The organism is Nonomuraea thailandensis, from assembly GCF_024172165.1.
In the GTDB taxonomy this organism is placed as follows: domain Bacteria; phylum Actinomycetota; class Actinomycetes; order Streptosporangiales; family Streptosporangiaceae; genus Nonomuraea; species Nonomuraea thailandensis.
The window spans coordinates 9557318-9571632 of record NZ_JAMZEB010000002.1; the positions used below are offsets into that span (position 1 = coordinate 9557318).

General features: G+C 69.2%; 18 protein-coding genes and 1 tRNA gene. 17 read left to right on the top strand and 2 right to left on the bottom strand.

Annotated features, from left to right (window positions below; translation table 11 throughout):
* Positions 1-109: 109 nt before the first annotated feature.
* From HD597_RS47915 to HD597_RS47985, 15 genes are all read left to right on the top strand, one after another.
* Positions 110-505, top strand: coding sequence for a WhiB family transcriptional regulator (locus HD597_RS47915; protein ID WP_253753566.1), 396 nt, complete (start codon positions 110-112; stop codon positions 503-505).
* A gap of 31 nt (positions 506-536) precedes the next feature.
* Complete coding sequence (locus tag HD597_RS47920; RefSeq protein ID WP_253753568.1) at positions 537-920, top strand: RRQRL motif-containing zinc-binding protein; 384 nt, start codon at positions 537-539, stop codon at positions 918-920.
* 97 nt (positions 921-1017) lie between these two features.
* Positions 1018-1986, top strand: a complete 969-nt coding sequence (locus tag HD597_RS47925; RefSeq protein WP_253753569.1) for a DUF2637 domain-containing protein — start codon at positions 1018-1020, stop codon at positions 1984-1986.
* Positions 1983-2231, top strand: a complete 249-nt coding sequence (locus HD597_RS47930; RefSeq protein WP_253753571.1) for a hypothetical protein — start codon at positions 1983-1985, stop codon at positions 2229-2231. Before HD597_RS47925 ends, HD597_RS47930 begins: the two co-directional genes overlap by 4 nt.
* Positions 2231-2452, top strand: a complete 222-nt coding sequence (locus HD597_RS47935) for a hypothetical protein (protein ID WP_253753573.1) — start codon at positions 2231-2233, stop codon at positions 2450-2452. Before HD597_RS47930 ends, HD597_RS47935 begins: the two co-directional genes overlap by 1 nt.
* Positions 2449-2928 (top strand): TraA-like protein, encoded by a 480-nt coding sequence (locus tag HD597_RS47940; protein WP_253753575.1) that lies wholly within the window; start codon positions 2449-2451, stop codon positions 2926-2928. The genes HD597_RS47935 and HD597_RS47940 overlap by 4 nt, the downstream gene beginning before the upstream one ends.
* Positions 2928-4982, top strand: a complete 2055-nt coding sequence (locus HD597_RS47945; protein WP_253753577.1) for a hypothetical protein — start codon at positions 2928-2930, stop codon at positions 4980-4982. Before HD597_RS47940 ends, HD597_RS47945 begins: the two co-directional genes overlap by 1 nt.
* Position 4983: 1 nt before the next feature.
* Complete coding sequence (locus tag HD597_RS47950; RefSeq protein ID WP_253753579.1) at positions 4984-5472, top strand: hypothetical protein; 489 nt, start codon at positions 4984-4986, stop codon at positions 5470-5472.
* A gap of 274 nt (positions 5473-5746) precedes the next feature.
* Positions 5747-6226, top strand: coding sequence for a single-stranded DNA-binding protein (locus HD597_RS47955; protein WP_253753581.1), 480 nt, complete (start codon positions 5747-5749; stop codon positions 6224-6226).
* Positions 6227-6340: 114 nt separating this feature from the next.
* Positions 6341-6565 carry a hypothetical protein gene (locus HD597_RS47960; protein WP_253753583.1) on the top strand — a complete coding sequence of 75 codons (225 nt, stop codon included), beginning with the start codon at positions 6341-6343 and terminating at the stop codon, positions 6563-6565.
* The gene (locus HD597_RS47965; RefSeq protein WP_253753585.1) at positions 6562-7608 is read left to right on the top strand and encodes a DNA cytosine methyltransferase; all 1047 of its coding nucleotides are present in this window, start codon (positions 6562-6564) and stop codon (positions 7606-7608) included. Before HD597_RS47960 ends, HD597_RS47965 begins: the two co-directional genes overlap by 4 nt.
* Complete coding sequence (locus tag HD597_RS47970; RefSeq protein WP_253753586.1) at positions 7605-8504, top strand: bifunctional DNA primase/polymerase; 900 nt, start codon at positions 7605-7607, stop codon at positions 8502-8504. The genes HD597_RS47965 and HD597_RS47970 overlap by 4 nt, the downstream gene beginning before the upstream one ends.
* Before the next feature lie 23 nt (positions 8505-8527).
* A complete protein-coding gene (locus tag HD597_RS47975; RefSeq protein WP_253753588.1) occupies positions 8528-9700 on the top strand; it encodes a DUF3631 domain-containing protein in 1173 nt (390 codons plus the stop codon).
* A 132-nt stretch (positions 9701-9832) separates the two neighbouring features.
* A complete protein-coding gene (locus HD597_RS47980) occupies positions 9833-10024 on the top strand; it encodes a helix-turn-helix transcriptional regulator (RefSeq protein WP_253753590.1) in 192 nt (63 codons plus the stop codon).
* Positions 10024-11484, top strand: coding sequence for a tyrosine-type recombinase/integrase (locus HD597_RS47985; RefSeq protein ID WP_253753591.1), 1461 nt, complete (start codon positions 10024-10026; stop codon positions 11482-11484). The genes HD597_RS47980 and HD597_RS47985 overlap by 1 nt, the downstream gene beginning before the upstream one ends.
* A 121-nt stretch (positions 11485-11605) precedes the next feature.
* Here HD597_RS47985 and HD597_RS47990 read toward each other — a convergent pair.
* Positions 11606-11687: transfer RNA gene (locus tag HD597_RS47990), tRNA-Tyr, on the bottom strand.
* 302 nt (positions 11688-11989) lie between these two features.
* Here HD597_RS47990 and HD597_RS47995 point away from each other — a divergent pair.
* A complete protein-coding gene (locus HD597_RS47995; protein WP_253759779.1) occupies positions 11990-12490 on the top strand; it encodes a YajQ family cyclic di-GMP-binding protein in 501 nt (166 codons plus the stop codon).
* A gap of 160 nt (positions 12491-12650) precedes the next feature.
* The gene (locus HD597_RS48000) at positions 12651-13124 is read left to right on the top strand and encodes an NUDIX hydrolase (protein WP_253753593.1); all 474 of its coding nucleotides are present in this window, start codon (positions 12651-12653) and stop codon (positions 13122-13124) included.
* A 22-nt stretch (positions 13125-13146) separates the two neighbouring features.
* Here HD597_RS48000 and htpX read toward each other — a convergent pair whose 3' ends face one another.
* The gene (htpX, locus tag HD597_RS48005) at positions 13147-13998 is read right to left on the bottom strand and encodes a zinc metalloprotease HtpX (protein WP_253753595.1); all 852 of its coding nucleotides are present in this window, start codon (positions 13996-13998) and stop codon (positions 13147-13149) included.
* Between the last annotated feature and the right edge of the window lie 317 nt (positions 13999-14315).

Sequence of the window (14315 nt, forward strand, 5' to 3'; positions counted from 1 at the left end):
AACTTCATTCGGGTCACCGCCTCCCACCGAAAAGGCGGTCGCGTGGGGCGTCGATCCCACGCCTTTTGCAGTCCGACTGCCCGAGGCGCACCAACCCGAAGGGATCGCGATGAAGCCGCCCGAAACGTTCACCGCACAAGATCACGCTTACGACAGGGCACAGTCCCGGCTGGTCCGGGATGCCGCCCGCGGTTATCAGGCGTTGCTGACCTCGGTCACCGAGGGCATGCCGCGTCACCTGGTCGAGCAGGCCGCATGCCGGTTCGACCCCGAACTGCACGCTGGCCCCGACGTCTTCACCGAGGAGTCCACCGACGCCCGTGCCGCCCGCGAGCAGGTTGCCCGTGAGGTGTGCGCCGAGTGCCCGGTGTGGGCCTCGTGCCTGTTCTACACCCTCGACGCGCGCCCCGAGGCGGGTGTGTGGGCGGGCTTGACCTCTGACGAACTCGACGCGTTCGCCCGCGGACAGGGTGCCTCGACGCCCACACCGCGCGAAGCGGCCTGACGGCTCCCGCCGCAAAGTCGGTGATGGACTCGTGAGCCGTATTCGTGCCCGTTTCTGGGACCCGACCGGCCGGCGCTACGCGCTGCCCACGTGGCCGTGGCGGATGGCGCCGCCACACCTGCTCACTCTGCGCCAGCTCACCGCCGCCGGTCTTCGGCCCGGCGGACAGGACGTGCAGGGTCAGGTGTTGTGGTGCTCGCGCCGCTACCGCGCCCCCGGTGGTGTCCGGGTCGCGTTCCTGTACGACGTGCGCCTGGCCCTGCCCAAGCGCACCCCGACCGTCCGGCAGCGTGCCGCGCTGGCCAAGGCGAACGCCGCGCGCCGGACCTGCCCCGAGTGCCTGCGCGATGTCGGCTACGTACTGTCGCGCCGCCTCGGCACCTGTAACGACTGCGCCGAGCAGGCCGCCGCCTGACCGGCCTTCCGTCCACCTCGTAAGCGGTCCCCGGCCAGTGGTCGCAACACCGGTCGGGGACCTCAATCTGCCCCCGCTACTGAAGGAGATCCAGACTGTGAACCCGAACCCTACCGAGCCGGCCAACCCACCGCCCGCCCCGCCGGGTGGCGCGGTGGCCGCGGGCCTGGCCACGCGCCGGGTCGCCATCGCCGTCGTGTCGGTCATCGCCGGCGTGGCCGCCTACGTCAGTTTCCGCCACCAGCACGGCCTGGCCATGACGGCAGGCGAGCCGGTCGCGACGGCGTGGACGCTGCCCATCCTGATCGACGGCGTGATCATCATGGGCTCGCTCGTCATGCTCGACGCCTCCCGCCGTGGCGACAAGGCGCCGTGGCTGGCCCGCCTCGCGCTGATCGCCGGCGCGGTCGCTACTCTCGCGGCGAACGTCGCGCACGGCTGGTCCGGCGGCCTGGCATCCAGCCTGATCAGCGCGGTCGCGCCGATCGTGCTCGTGGTCGCCTACGAGTTGCTGATGGGCATGCTCCGGCGCACCCCGCGCCCGGTCACCGCACCCGCCCCCGGGGCCGCGTCTGAGGCCGCGTCTGAGCCGGTCGAGGACCACGCCGACCAGGAGGCCGCCGAGCAGGTCGAGCCGACGCCGGCTGTGGCCGGTACGGTGGAGGAGGCCGCCCGGCTGGCCTACGAGGCGAGCGTGCTGGCCCGTGAGCCGTTGTCGGAGCGCAAGCTGTCCGACCGGTTCAAGCTCACCCGTACCGCTGCCCGGTCCATCATCGGCGCCCTGGTTGACGATCTGGTCGTGACCACGCTGCGGATGCAGGGCAAGCCGCCGCACCCGGACCATCTGATCGACCGGTTCGGCATCACCGAGCGGCGCGCGGTCGAGCTCATCAACGCCCGGCTGGCCGAGTGGCCCGCCGAGCCCGTCGAGGACACCGACCAGGCCGGCGCCGAGCCGGTCGCCGAGGAGATTCCCCGCCCCGTCCGCTGGGGTGACCGCGTTGTTCCGGTGCATCACGAGGTGCCCACGCTCACGTCCGGCAACACCGTAGGAGGTGCCGCATGATGGCCCGCAAGTACACCACCAAGCACAAGATCGGCCCCGACTTCGGCAGCGTGCTCGTGCTGGTCGCGATCGTCGGGCTGGTCTGGCTGCTGTTCGGTTGGTCGCCGGTCGCGTTCGGGTTGACGCTGGCCTGCGTCGTGATCGTCCTGACCGCCGTCGAGGCCGCCGTGTTCCCCCGGCACCGCAGCATCCGGCGCCTGATCGGCCGCGCGTCTCGCCGGGCTGGTAAGCGCGAGACGCGCTGATGAACGGCGCCGGCGACATCGCCACCCTGGCCCGGATGGCGGCCATGCTCGCGGTCGCCTATGTGCTGGCCGCGCTGACTCTGCTCGGGCACGTGATCGTCCTGGTGGTCGGCGCCCTCGACGCGCTGGCCACCTCGTATGTGGGCCTGCCGCGGCTGGCCTACCTGCTGCACCGCTTCGCCGAGATCGTGCGGGAGACCGCGCGGGAGGAGAACTTGTGAGCAACAACGGCATCTTCATCAACGAAGAGGGATCTTCCGGCAGGACGGCTGGCTACGACACCTCATACCGCGGTGCGTCGAACGGCAGTACGGCCTCATCGTCCGGCAGGGGCCGTGTCCCCGAGCTGGCCATGATTCCGTGGTCCGGGCCGCGTTCCATCACCGACTACGCCCGCGTCGGCCGCGGCTTGTGCCGTGAGCTCGGCGAGGAGTTCGCGATGGGCTCCGATGAGCTGTACGCGGTGCTGATCCGCTCGTTCAAGGGTCACCCGCTGCTGGCCATGGTCGGCGCCCCGGATGTGCGCCGGCGCGCCAGGCGGGTCGTCAAGCGGCTCAAGCGCGCCGCCGAGCTGCAGCGCGGGGCGGGGGTGGAGCTGGTGAAGTTCCACGCCCAGTTCCGCAAGGAGTTCGTCGACATCCTGCCCCAGGCCAATCCCGAGAAGCGCAAGAGCGCCTTCAACTGGGAGGACGACTAATGCCCGCACGCACCAACAGCGGTCGCGAGCTCGCCACCGCCACGATCGAAGAATCGAGCATGTCCAAGGTGGCTGCCAAGGGCGTGTCCAAGCTGCTCACGCTGGTCACTCCGTGGGTCGTGGGCCTGTTCGGCTTCGGCCTGGCCGCCGCGCTGCACTTCATCCTCTACAGCCCCGAGGCGATCGGCGCCTGGTCCAGCGTGGTCACCGTCTGCGTGATCATCCTGACCGGCGTCACCTACGGCACCTCACACGCGCGCGGCCCGTGGGGCAAGACCCACACCACCGCCTCGACGTTCCTGGCCGGCGTCTGGACCGTGGCCGTGGTCAACCTCGGCCCCTGGCACCCGGTGCTGTGGCGGCTCGGCGTCGTCGGGGGCATCACCATGGCGCTGTCATGGAACATCCGCTCCGTCATCCGCCTCAAGGGCTGGGACGAGCCCGGCACCGCCACCGACCCGCTGTCGTTCCTGTTCGGCCGCGGCGCCGAACGGGCCGGCATGAAGGAGGTCGAGGCCCGCACGGTCAAGGCCACCGCACACAAGGTCGAGGGTGAAGTGCAGTTGGACCACGGCCGGCACACCGCCGATGACCTGCAGAAAAAGGTCGCCTACATCGAGTCGGGGATCCCGCTGCCGCCGGGCAGCATCACCACCGCGATCGACCCGGACGACGCCTCCAAGGCCAAGGTCACCATCAGCGACCCGCGGGTGATGAAGCGCCCGATCCCCTGGCCCGGCGCCTCCCGCCCCGGCGGCTCGGTCGCCGAGCCGGTCCGCGCGGGCCTGTGGCAAGACCTCGACGAACTCGCATACACGCTGGTGGGGCACCACCTACAGGTGATGGGGCAGACCGGCTCCGGTAAGAGCATCGGCGGCGCCTGGAACCTGCTCGGCGAGCTCATCACCCGCTACGACGTCGCCATCTTCGCCGGCGACATCACCAAGGGCAATCAGACTCTCGGCCCGATGCGCGAATCCCTGCACCGGTTCGAGACGTCCAAGCCCGGCGTCAAGGCGATGCTCGCCGACCTGCAAGCCCAGATCAAGCCGCGCACCAACTACCTCGCGGGCAAGGGCCTGCAGAAGTGGGTCAAGGGCTGCGGCCTGACGTACTGGATCGTGTGGCTGGAGGAGTTCCCGGACATCTTCGACGCCCTGTCCGACGCCGAGCAGGAACGCTTCCTGTCCATGCTCAAGGCGATCCGGTCGGCCGGCGGCACGATCGTCATGTCGTTGCAGCGCTCGGACTACTCCCAGATGCCCACCCTGGCCCGCGGCCAGTTGGCCAAGATGTGCTTCGGCGTGGACTCCCCGGCCGATGCCTCGTTCGGGCTGTCGGAACGGCAGCAGGACGCCGGCGCCCGGCCCGAGCTGTGGACCAACGCCCAACCCGGCATGGCCTACCTGGATGCCCCGTCCATCCCGGACGAGCGGATCGCGATGCCGCTGCGCACGTTCGCGTGGGGCATGAAGGGCGACCGCTTCGACGACGAGGCCGCCAACCAGGCGATGCGGGAGCACGCGGCCCGCTGGCCGGCCGCCGACAAGAAGGTGGACCCGACCACGGCCCGCCTGGCGCTCCTGGATGGCGGCACGCACCCGCGCGCCACCTGGCCCGTCGAGTTGGAAGAACCCCACCAAGCCGACCCCGACCAGAACGAGGACGACGATGAGGAGGTGCGGAACGTGGCCGCCGAGTACCTGGCCACCGACGACCCCGACCCGGACGTCATCGGCGACCTCGACGACGAGATCCCCGACCTGCCGGACGGACAGCCGCCGCTGACGTTCGCGCCGCCCGAGCAGCGCATGACCCCGCAGCAACGCGGAGAAGCCCTGTTGGGGCGGCTGCAAGAGCTGTGGGACGACGGCGCCCGCGACTTCTCCTCCGGCGACCTCAAGCCGCTGTGGCAGAGCACGGACATGTCCCGCGCGTGGTGCCAGAAGCAGCTCAAGCGGCTGCTCGCGGCCGGCGTGCTCGGCGGCTACGACGACGAAGCCCAGCGCTACCTGATGCCTGAGCGGCCCGAGATCCGGGAGGAGGCGGCCTGAGGTGGACCCGCTGCGCTTCACCCCCGGCCAGTGGCGCGCCCTGCGCTACCTGGCCACCTACAGCGCCAGCGCGGCCCGCGTCGGCTTCCGCGCCTCCCAGATATGGGAGCGCACCGGCGTCACCGGAGATGAGCTCGTGGAGCTGGCCGGCCTCGGACACGTGGCCGGACGGCTGCACGGCAGCACCACCCCGCCCACGCCCGGCATCGCCATCACCGCCCGCGGCAACCCGAAACTGCGCATCCACCTCACCAAGCCCGGAAAGAAGGCGGCACACGAGATCGCGCCGGCCTGGCGCGTCGTCGAACTGCTGCGCGACCGCCACCCCCTCACAGCCGACGACGTCGAGAACGACGCCGGCGTGCCCAGCGACACGCTGACCCGCCTCGACACGCTCGGCTTCCTGCACCGCGAGCTCAACGAGGCCGAACAGGTGCTGTTCTCGCTCACGCAGAAAGGGCGCCAGTACGCCGAGCCGCACAGCGCGTAGCGCGCACGGCTGCGCGTGAGTGCGAGCGCCAGCCCTTTTCGATCTTCCTGCCACGGGTGCCACCCGAGGGGTGCCACACCCCTGTCACGCCCGGTGCCACGAGGGTGCCACACCCCTGCCACGGGGGTGCCACGGCAGGTGCCACGCTCCGTGGCACCCCTCCTGACCTGTAACCCTCCCCCCGACCCCCCGCCCGTGGCAGGGGCGGGGTGCCACACCCCTGCCCCGAACCCCTTCACCGATCCTCTCGACGATCTCGGAAGGAAGACCCGCCATGTCCGGCGAGACCACGATCACGATCATCGGCAATCTGACCGACGACCCCAAGCTCAACTACACGCAGAACGGCGTCGGGGTGGCCAGCTTCACCATCGCCTCCAGCGCCCGCGCCTACGACAAGAGCGTCGAGCAGTGGAAGGACGGAGAGGTCCTGTTCATGCGCTGCTCGGCGTGGCGCGACCTCGGGGACCACGTCGCCGAGTCCCTGACCAAGGGCACCCGTGTCATCGCCTCCGGCCGGCTGCGCCAGCGCACCTACGAGACCGGCGACGGAGACCACCGCACGGTCATGGAGATGACCGTGGACGAGATCGGCCCATCGCTGCGCTTCGCCACCGCCAAACCGCAGAAGGCCGCCCGCACCGGCAGCAACGGCCACGGCAACGGCGCACCCGCCGACCCGTGGGCAAGTGCCGCCCCCATGGGCGACAAGCCGTCGTTCCGCACCGGCCTCAGCGACGAGCCCCCGTTCTAGATCCTTCCAACATGACCACGTGGGCGCATGCGGCCTCGACGACAAGCCGCCAAGCACAACCGTCGAGGCCGCCCGCCCGCTCCCCGAACATGACGAGAAAGGGCACCTACAAGCATGACAGCCACCGCCCCGAGCGGCCACCGCATCTACCAGGGGCTTGTGTCCCTGGACTGGCACAAGAAACGCGAGCACTGGGGCGGGGGACGCCGCCGCCCGTGCCGCTTCTGCCACCGCTTGTGCTTCCTGCTCGACGACGACCGGCATCCCGTCCACAAGATCTGCCTCGAACGGGCGCTGACCGCCTCACTGGCCCAGGGCGAAAGGCGGGCCGCGGCATGACCCGCGCCCTCACGCGCCTCACGTCGGGATCGCTGTGCTCCGGTTACGGCGGCCTGGACCTGGCCGTGGCCGCCGTACTCGGCGCCCGCCTGCAGTGGACGGCCGACAACGACGACGACGCCGCCCGCGTGCTGGCCTGCCGCTTCCCCGGCGTGCCCAACCTCGGCGATCTGACCGCGCTCGACTGGGGTGCCGTCCCGCCTGTGGACGTGCTGACCGCCGGATTCCCGTGCCAGGACCTGTCCTACGCCGGCCGCGGCGCGGGCATCAAGGAAGGAACGCGAAGTGGCCTGTGGCACACCATCGCCGATGCCGTCGCTACGCTACGACCCCGCCTGCTCGTGCTGGAAAACGTGCGGGCCATCGTTACTCGGCGACCTGGTCTTGACGTCGTCCTCGCTGACCTTGCCCGCCTCGGGTTCGATGCGAACTGGACATGTCTCCGAGCGTGCGACGACGGCGCCGCTCACGAGCGTGGACGCTGGTTCTGCCTCGCCTGGCCTGCTGCCCACACCGGTCGCCCGGGACGGCAAGGGAGCCGGCTACCGGGGACAACTGCCGAACGTGTTCACCCTGCTGCCGACGCCGCGCACCTCGGACACCAACGGGGCGGGCCTGCACGGCGACGGGGGGATGGACCTGCGCACGGCGGTTTCCCTGCTGCTGCCGACCCCGACCGCGGCCGACAGCGAACGGACCAGCACCACCTACCCGCGGGGCAACCCCACGCTGACCGGCGCCGTGTCTTCGAGTGGGGACCGTACGCCCCGGCCATCGCGCGCTGGGAAGCGACGTTCGGCCATCCGGCACCCTGGCCAGTTGAGCCTGGACGAGGCGGCAAGCTCAGGCTGAGGCCACGCTTTTCGGAATGGCTGATGGGCCTGCCGGTCGGCTGGGTCACCGACGTGCCCGGCACCTCCCGCAACGGTCAACTCCGGCTGATCGGCAACGGAGTCGTCCCCCTTCAGGCCGCCACCGCCATAGCCGGTCTGCTGCCCGACCACCTCCTGCCCGCCGAGCAACGCGAAGGGAGCGCCGCATGACCACTACGCACCACGCCGCGATGGCCGCCGCCCTGGGAGCTGCCGCCCGCGGCTGGCCCGTCTTCCCCCTCGCCGTAGGCGACAAGGCGCCCCCGCGCGGCTTCACCAACTGGGAGACCCGCGCCACCCGCGACCCCGGCCGCATCCGCGCCTGGTGGCAGCGCGCCCCCTACAACGCAGGCATCGCCACCGGCCCCGCCGGACTGGTCGTGATCGACCTCGACCGGCCCAAGCCCGGCCAGCGCTCGCCCCGCGAATGGAACCTGCCCGGCATCTGCGACGGCGCCGACGTGTTCGCCCTCCTCTGCCAGCGCGCAGGCATCCCGATCGAATGGGAAACCCTGCAAGTGCGCACCCGCCGCGGCGGCCTGCACCTGTACTACACCGCCCCGCCCGGCACCCGCCTGCCCAGCACCAACGGCAGCCTCGGATGGCTGATCGACACCCGCGCATGGGGCGGTTACGTCGTCGCACCCGGCAGCACAGTCACCCTCCCGGACGGCACCGGCCGCTACACCGTGCAACACGCCACGAGGCCCGCCCCGCTGCCCCCCTCCCTGTTCAAGCAGCTCCAACCCGCCCCGCTACCAGCCAAAAGGCCCGTACACGTCCCCATCATCGATGATCGCCATTCCGCCTACCTGAACGCGGCCCTGAACCGCGAACTCGCCCACCTGGCCGCGGCACAACCCGGTCAACGCAACCGCGCCCTGTTCGGCGCCGCAGCCGCACTCGGCGAACTCATCGCTGGCGGCGCGCTACCCGAGCAGCCCGTCAAAGAGCTGCTTGAACAGGGAGGGGCCGACCTCGGACTGTCCCGCAGCGAAGTCGTACGCACCGTCGAGTCCGGGTTGCGGCACGGCGCCCGCCGTCCCCGCCACCTGGCCACCGCCTGACCCTGCCCTGGGAGGGCACCACCATGACCCAAGACCCGACCGGCGCGGCCCTGCTCGATCGGCTCCGCGCCGCCCTGACCCGCTACGTCATCCTGCCCAGCAGCGAAACCGCGGACGCCGTCACCCTGTGGATCGCCGCATCCCACGCCCAACCCGCGTGGGCACACGCGCCCCGCCTCGTGATCCGAGGCCCGGAGAAGCGGTGCGGCAAATCGCGCCTGCTCGACATCGTCGAGGCCACCTGCCACCAGCCGTTCATCACGGTCAACTCCTCCAGCGCCGCGGTCTACCGCTCCATCACCGACGACCCGCCCACCATGCTCGTGGACGAAGCCGACACCATCTTCGGCCCCAAAGCGGACGGCAACGAGGATCTGCGCGGCCTGCTCAACGCCGGACACCAGCGCAACCGGCCAGCCAAACGCTACGACGCCGCCACCAACCGCGTCGAGAGCATCCCAACCTTCGCCATGGCCGCACTCGCCGGCATCGGCGCCATGCCCGACACCATCGAAGACCGCGCCGTCGTCGTCCGCATGCGCCGCCGCGCACCCGGCGAAACCGCCGCACCCTACCGCCACCGCCGCGACCGCACCCCGCTCCGCGACCTGGCCGCCGCCCTCAACCAGTGGCTCCGCGCCGACCTGAGCAGCTTGGAGGAGGCAGAACCCGCCATGCCCGTCGAGGACCGCGCCGCCGACACCTGGGAACCCCTCGTGATCGTCGCCGACCACGCCGGCGGCACCTGGCCCGAACGAGCCCGCGCCGCCGCCGTCGCGCTCACCGCCGAAGCCGACGACAACGGGCAACCCTCGCCCCGCGTCCGGCTGTTGGCCGACTGCCGTACCGCCTTCGGCACCGACACCGCGCTGCCCACCGCCGTACTCCTGGAACGGCTCAAGGCCGATCCGGAAGGCGAATGGACCGAGCACGGCCCCGCTGGGCTGACCGCGATGAAGCTCGGACTGATGCTCCGCGAGTACGGCATTCGACCGGCCATGATGCGCTTCCCGAACGGTCCACTGAGGGGTTACCACCGCGGCGACTTCGCCGACGCATGGGCGCGCTACTGCCCGGCCGCAGAACCCGTCCCCGAGGCCGCCGTCCTGCCCTTGGACAGGGGAGGACGCAGCAGCCGTACTAGCCGTAACACCGCAGATCAAGCCGGTACGGCTTCCGACACCGTTACGGCTTAAGTCGTAACGCATTAGCAAGCCGTATCGACCCTGACCAGCGAAAACGACGCTGTTACGGGTTGATACGGCTACCCCTCCCCATCTTGCATTCAGCGGTTCTATCGATCATGGAAATCGGAAGGGAACACGCTCATGGCGGCCACTGCAAGCAAGCCCATGACCGTAGCCGACTTCTGCACCGAGCTCGGCATAGCCCGATCCACCTTCTACGACTGGCGCGCGAAAGGTCGCGCCCCACGCTGCCTCAAGCTGCCCAACGGCGACCTTCGCATCCGCCGCACCGACTACGACCGCTGGCTGACCAGCCTGGAGGACACGGCCTGATGAACGCCAGCTACGACGTTCGCATCTGGAAAACCGAGGTCTACCAGGGGACTGAGGTCAGCACCTACACCGTTCGCTGGCGGGTGGCCAAAGCAGCCTTCAGGGCACCTTTCCGACTCAGGGCTCAAGCGGAGAGCTTCAAGGCGGAACTCACGGTCGCCGCCAACAAGGGCGAAGCATTCAGCATCGAGGACGGACGACCGCTTTCGTGGAAACGCGGTGAACAGGCCGTCAGCTGGTTCACGTTGGTCTGCGCCTACATGGACGCGAAATGGCCGTACGCGTCAGGCAACCACCGCAGAAGCATCGCCGAAGCCCTCACCGACGCGACTGAGGCGGTGTCGGCAGGAGACAACGGGCGACCGCCTCGAAAGGAGCTCCGCGCCGCCCTGCGTGACTGGGTTCTCAGCACGCGTACGCGTGATGGCGAGAAGGGCACCCGAAAGGACCAGAATCCGGCGATCCGTTGGCTTGCCCCTCCGGCGGACATTGAGCACGTGATCCGATGGCTACAGAACAACACCATCGACGTTCACGAGCTGACGCAGTCGAAGCACGGCGCCAACCTCACCCGCTCGATTCTCGAACGCATCAGCCAGACGCAAGACGGCACTGCCGCCGCGGGCAACACCGTGAAGCGCAAGCGCCAGGTCCTCAACAACCTCTTCAAGTTCGCCATAGAGGTCAACGCGCTGCCAGAGAACCCGCTCCACAACATCACGTGGACCAGGCCCAAGACCGAGGAAGCTGTAGACCCCGGCGTGGTCACCAATGCCACGCAGGCACGCGCCATTCTCTCCGAAGTCGGCAGGGAAGGTGCCATGGGCCAGCGCCTCGTTGCCTTCTTCGGTTGCATGTATTACGCCGCACTCCGCCCGGAAGAGGTGATTGACCTGCGGAAAGAGAACATCGCAAACCTTCCCGATGCCGACGGCTGGGGTGCATTCATCCTGACCAATGTCGCCCCCGAGGTTGGAACCAAGTGGACGGACGACGGGAGTGCGCGACAGCGCCGCGGGTTGAAGCACCGCGCGCCGAAGGCGAAGCGGTTAGTACCCATTCACCCCGATCTCGTCACGCTTTTGCACGCCCACATCGCCGCATTCCCCGCTGATCGAGAAGGCCGCATCTTCACTGGACCCCGGCGCGGCATCATTCGCGACAGCACCTACCTTCCGGTCTGGCACGCGGCGCGTAAGCGCGCTCTCACGCCCGCTGAGCAAGCGTCAGGAATCGCCGGTCGGCCGTACGACTTCCGGCACGCGTGCGTCTCCGCGTGGCTCAACGCCGGCGTGAACCCGCCCCAGGTCGCCGAGTGGGCAGGGCATAGCGTCGAGGTGCTGCTACGGGTCTACGCCAAGTGCATCTCTGGCGGGCAGGCTGAGGCCATGCGGCGCATCGAGGCAGCTCTACCCCCGACGTCTCCGAAGCCGCCGGACTCCCCGGACGAAGCCCGTTGATCTTCAGCGCGTATTCAGCGTAGACACCCGTAGCGGACCGGCGTGAGCCGTAGACAGCCGGACGTAAAGCGAGAGGCCCGTCACCGCGTTTCCGCTGGTGACGGGCCTCTTCCCGCTGGTGTGGCAGGTGCAAGGTTCGAACTTGCGTAGGCTGAGCCGACGGTTTTACAGACCGCTCCCTTTGGCCACTCGGGCAACCTGCCGTGTCTTCCGCTCTCGCGGCGACAGACAGAAGAATAGCGGACTTCGGAGGTGCACGTGACACCGGTTTGTCCCGAGGCGAGTCCGAGTCGTCCCATCGATCCCCATCGCCGCCCCGGGTGCTGTCGTAAACGGCCGATGGTGTGGAGGTTGGAGTGGATTGAGGGGAAGGGGATGAAGGGGATGCATCGCGTACGGGGCGAGCAAGGGGGCGTGGTCCTGCACGGAGGGCCGATGCTGGCTAGGCTCGTTCGCTGGGTCCGGGCGTTGCGTGGACCGGGCCGATTTCGCCGCAGCTGAGAGGATGGGTGCTTTGGCCGATTCGTCTTTCGACATCGTTAGCAAGATCGACCGCCAGGAGGTCGACAACGCGCTGAATCAGACGGTCAAGGAGATCGGACACCGCTTCGACTTCAAGGGCACCGGGGCGAGCATCAGCTGGTCCGGGCAGAACAACATCGAGATCAAGGCGAACAGCGAGGAGCGGGCGGGTGCCGCGCTCGACGTGTTCAAGGAGAAGGTGGTCAAGCGGGGGCTCTCGCTGAAGATCCTCGATGCGGGCGAGCCCAAGCTGTCGGGCAAGGAGTACCGGATGCTGGTCAGCCTCAAGGAGGGCATCGACCAGGAGAACGCCAAGAAGATCTCCAAGTTGATCCGCGATGAGGGGCCGAAGGGGGTCAAGGCGCAGATTCAGGGCGAGGAGCTGCGGGTCAGCTCCAAGAAGAAGGACGACCTTCAGGACGTCATCACCTTGCTCAAGGGCAAGGATCTGGACATCGCCCTGCAGTTCGTGAACTACCGCTAGCCCGAGGCATGCCGTACGGCTCCGAGCTCGCACACGACGATCGCGGAGAGCGTATCCGGGACACAAGGGTCTGTTCTGTGTCCCGGGCGCTCCGCGGCGCGAGGGGGCTTCGGCGTGGAAGCGGCCGTTGCGGGCGGCCTTGACCCTATGCTCGGTTAGCGTGACAAAGATCCCCCTGCGCCGGTTCACGGCACGTGTTCTGCCCATTGACGAACAAGGTCGGGTTCTCCTGCTTCATGGCTTCGATCCGGCTCGGCCGGACGTGCGGTTCTGGTTCACGATCGGCGGGGCCGTCGAGGACGGCGAGACGCTGCAGCAGGCTGCGGCGCGGGAGCTCTACGAGGAGGTCGGGATCCGGGCGGGGGTGGAGGAGTTCACCGGGCCGCATGCGGAGGCGCTGATCGAGTTCGAGTGGGGCGAGTACGCGTTCACCCAGGATCAGTCGTTCTTCGCGATCCGGGTGGACGACGCGGTCGTGTCGTTCGACCACATGGAGCAGATCGAGAAGGACACGACGACCGAGTATCGGTGGTGGAGCTCGCAGGAGCTCGAGAGCACCGAGGAGGTCGTGCATCCCGCGGATCTCGCGACCATCCTGCGGAAGATCGCCGAGGAGGACGGGAACGCCGGCTGACCTGCGCCTCGGGCCAGGATGGTCAGCGGCGGTAGCCGGCCATGCGCTCGAGGCGGGCGACCCGCTCCGAGGTGGGCGGGTGGGTCGAGAAGAGGCGGCCGAAGCCGGAGCCGCTGAACGGGTTCGCGATCATCATGTGCGAGGCCGAGGTGAGGCGGCTGTTCTCCGGAAGCGGCAGCCTGCGGGCGCCCATCTCGATCTTGCGGAGGGCCGAGGCCAGTGCCAGCGGGTCGCCCGTGAGCCTGGCGCCCGACTCGTCGGCCTGGAACTCTCGCGTACGGGAGATCGCCATCTGCACCATCGTGGCCGCCACCGGGCCGAGCAGCATCATGAGCAGCGCTCCGACGAAGCCGGGGCCCTCGTCGTCGTCCGAGCCGCCGAAGAAGACGGCCACGTAGCTGAGCCAGGTGATCATGGTGGCGAACGCGCCCGCCACGGAGGAGATGAGGATGTCCCTGTTGTAGACGTGGGACAGCTCGTGGCCGATGACGCCGCGCAGCTCGTCCTCGTTGAGCAGCTTGGTCAGGCCGTACGTCACGCACACCGCGGCCCGCCTGGGGCTTCGGCCCGTCGCGAAGGCGTTCGGCTGCACCGTCGGCGAGATGTACAGGCGGGGCATCGGCTGCCGGGCCTGCGTGGAGAGCTCGCGGACGATTCGGTAGAGGGTGGGCTGCTCGACCTCGCTGACCGGTCTGGCGCGCATGGCCGACAGTGCGATGCGGTCGGAGAAGAAGTAGGCGACGCCGTTGCTCACCAGGGCGAGCACGAACGCGATCTGTGCACCGGTGCCGCCGCCCAACCACGCGCCCACCGTGATGATCAGCGCCGACAGCCCGCCGAGCAGGATGGCGGTGCGCAGACCGTTGTGGTGCAAGGTTCCCCCTCTCGTGGTCTGGGTTCACCAGGTCCAACGATGAAGACCCGGTGCTTCGTTCCCCGGCGTGCTCAGCTGAGGGCGGAGCGCGACTTCCCGTGTCGAGGGGATGGACGATGCGTCCCGTTGTATCGGGTTATGTCGTGGGTGGTTGCGCGGCCGGCTGTCGGGGTTCGTGAGCCGCCTCACAGCGTTTCGCGACCGGGGAAGCCACCGGCTTGGGACGGGGTGAGCGACCGATGAGCGACCGGCTCGCGACCCGAAGAGGCGATCGGCTGGCGGCCGGTGAGGCGATCGGTGAGGCGACGTCCGGTTCC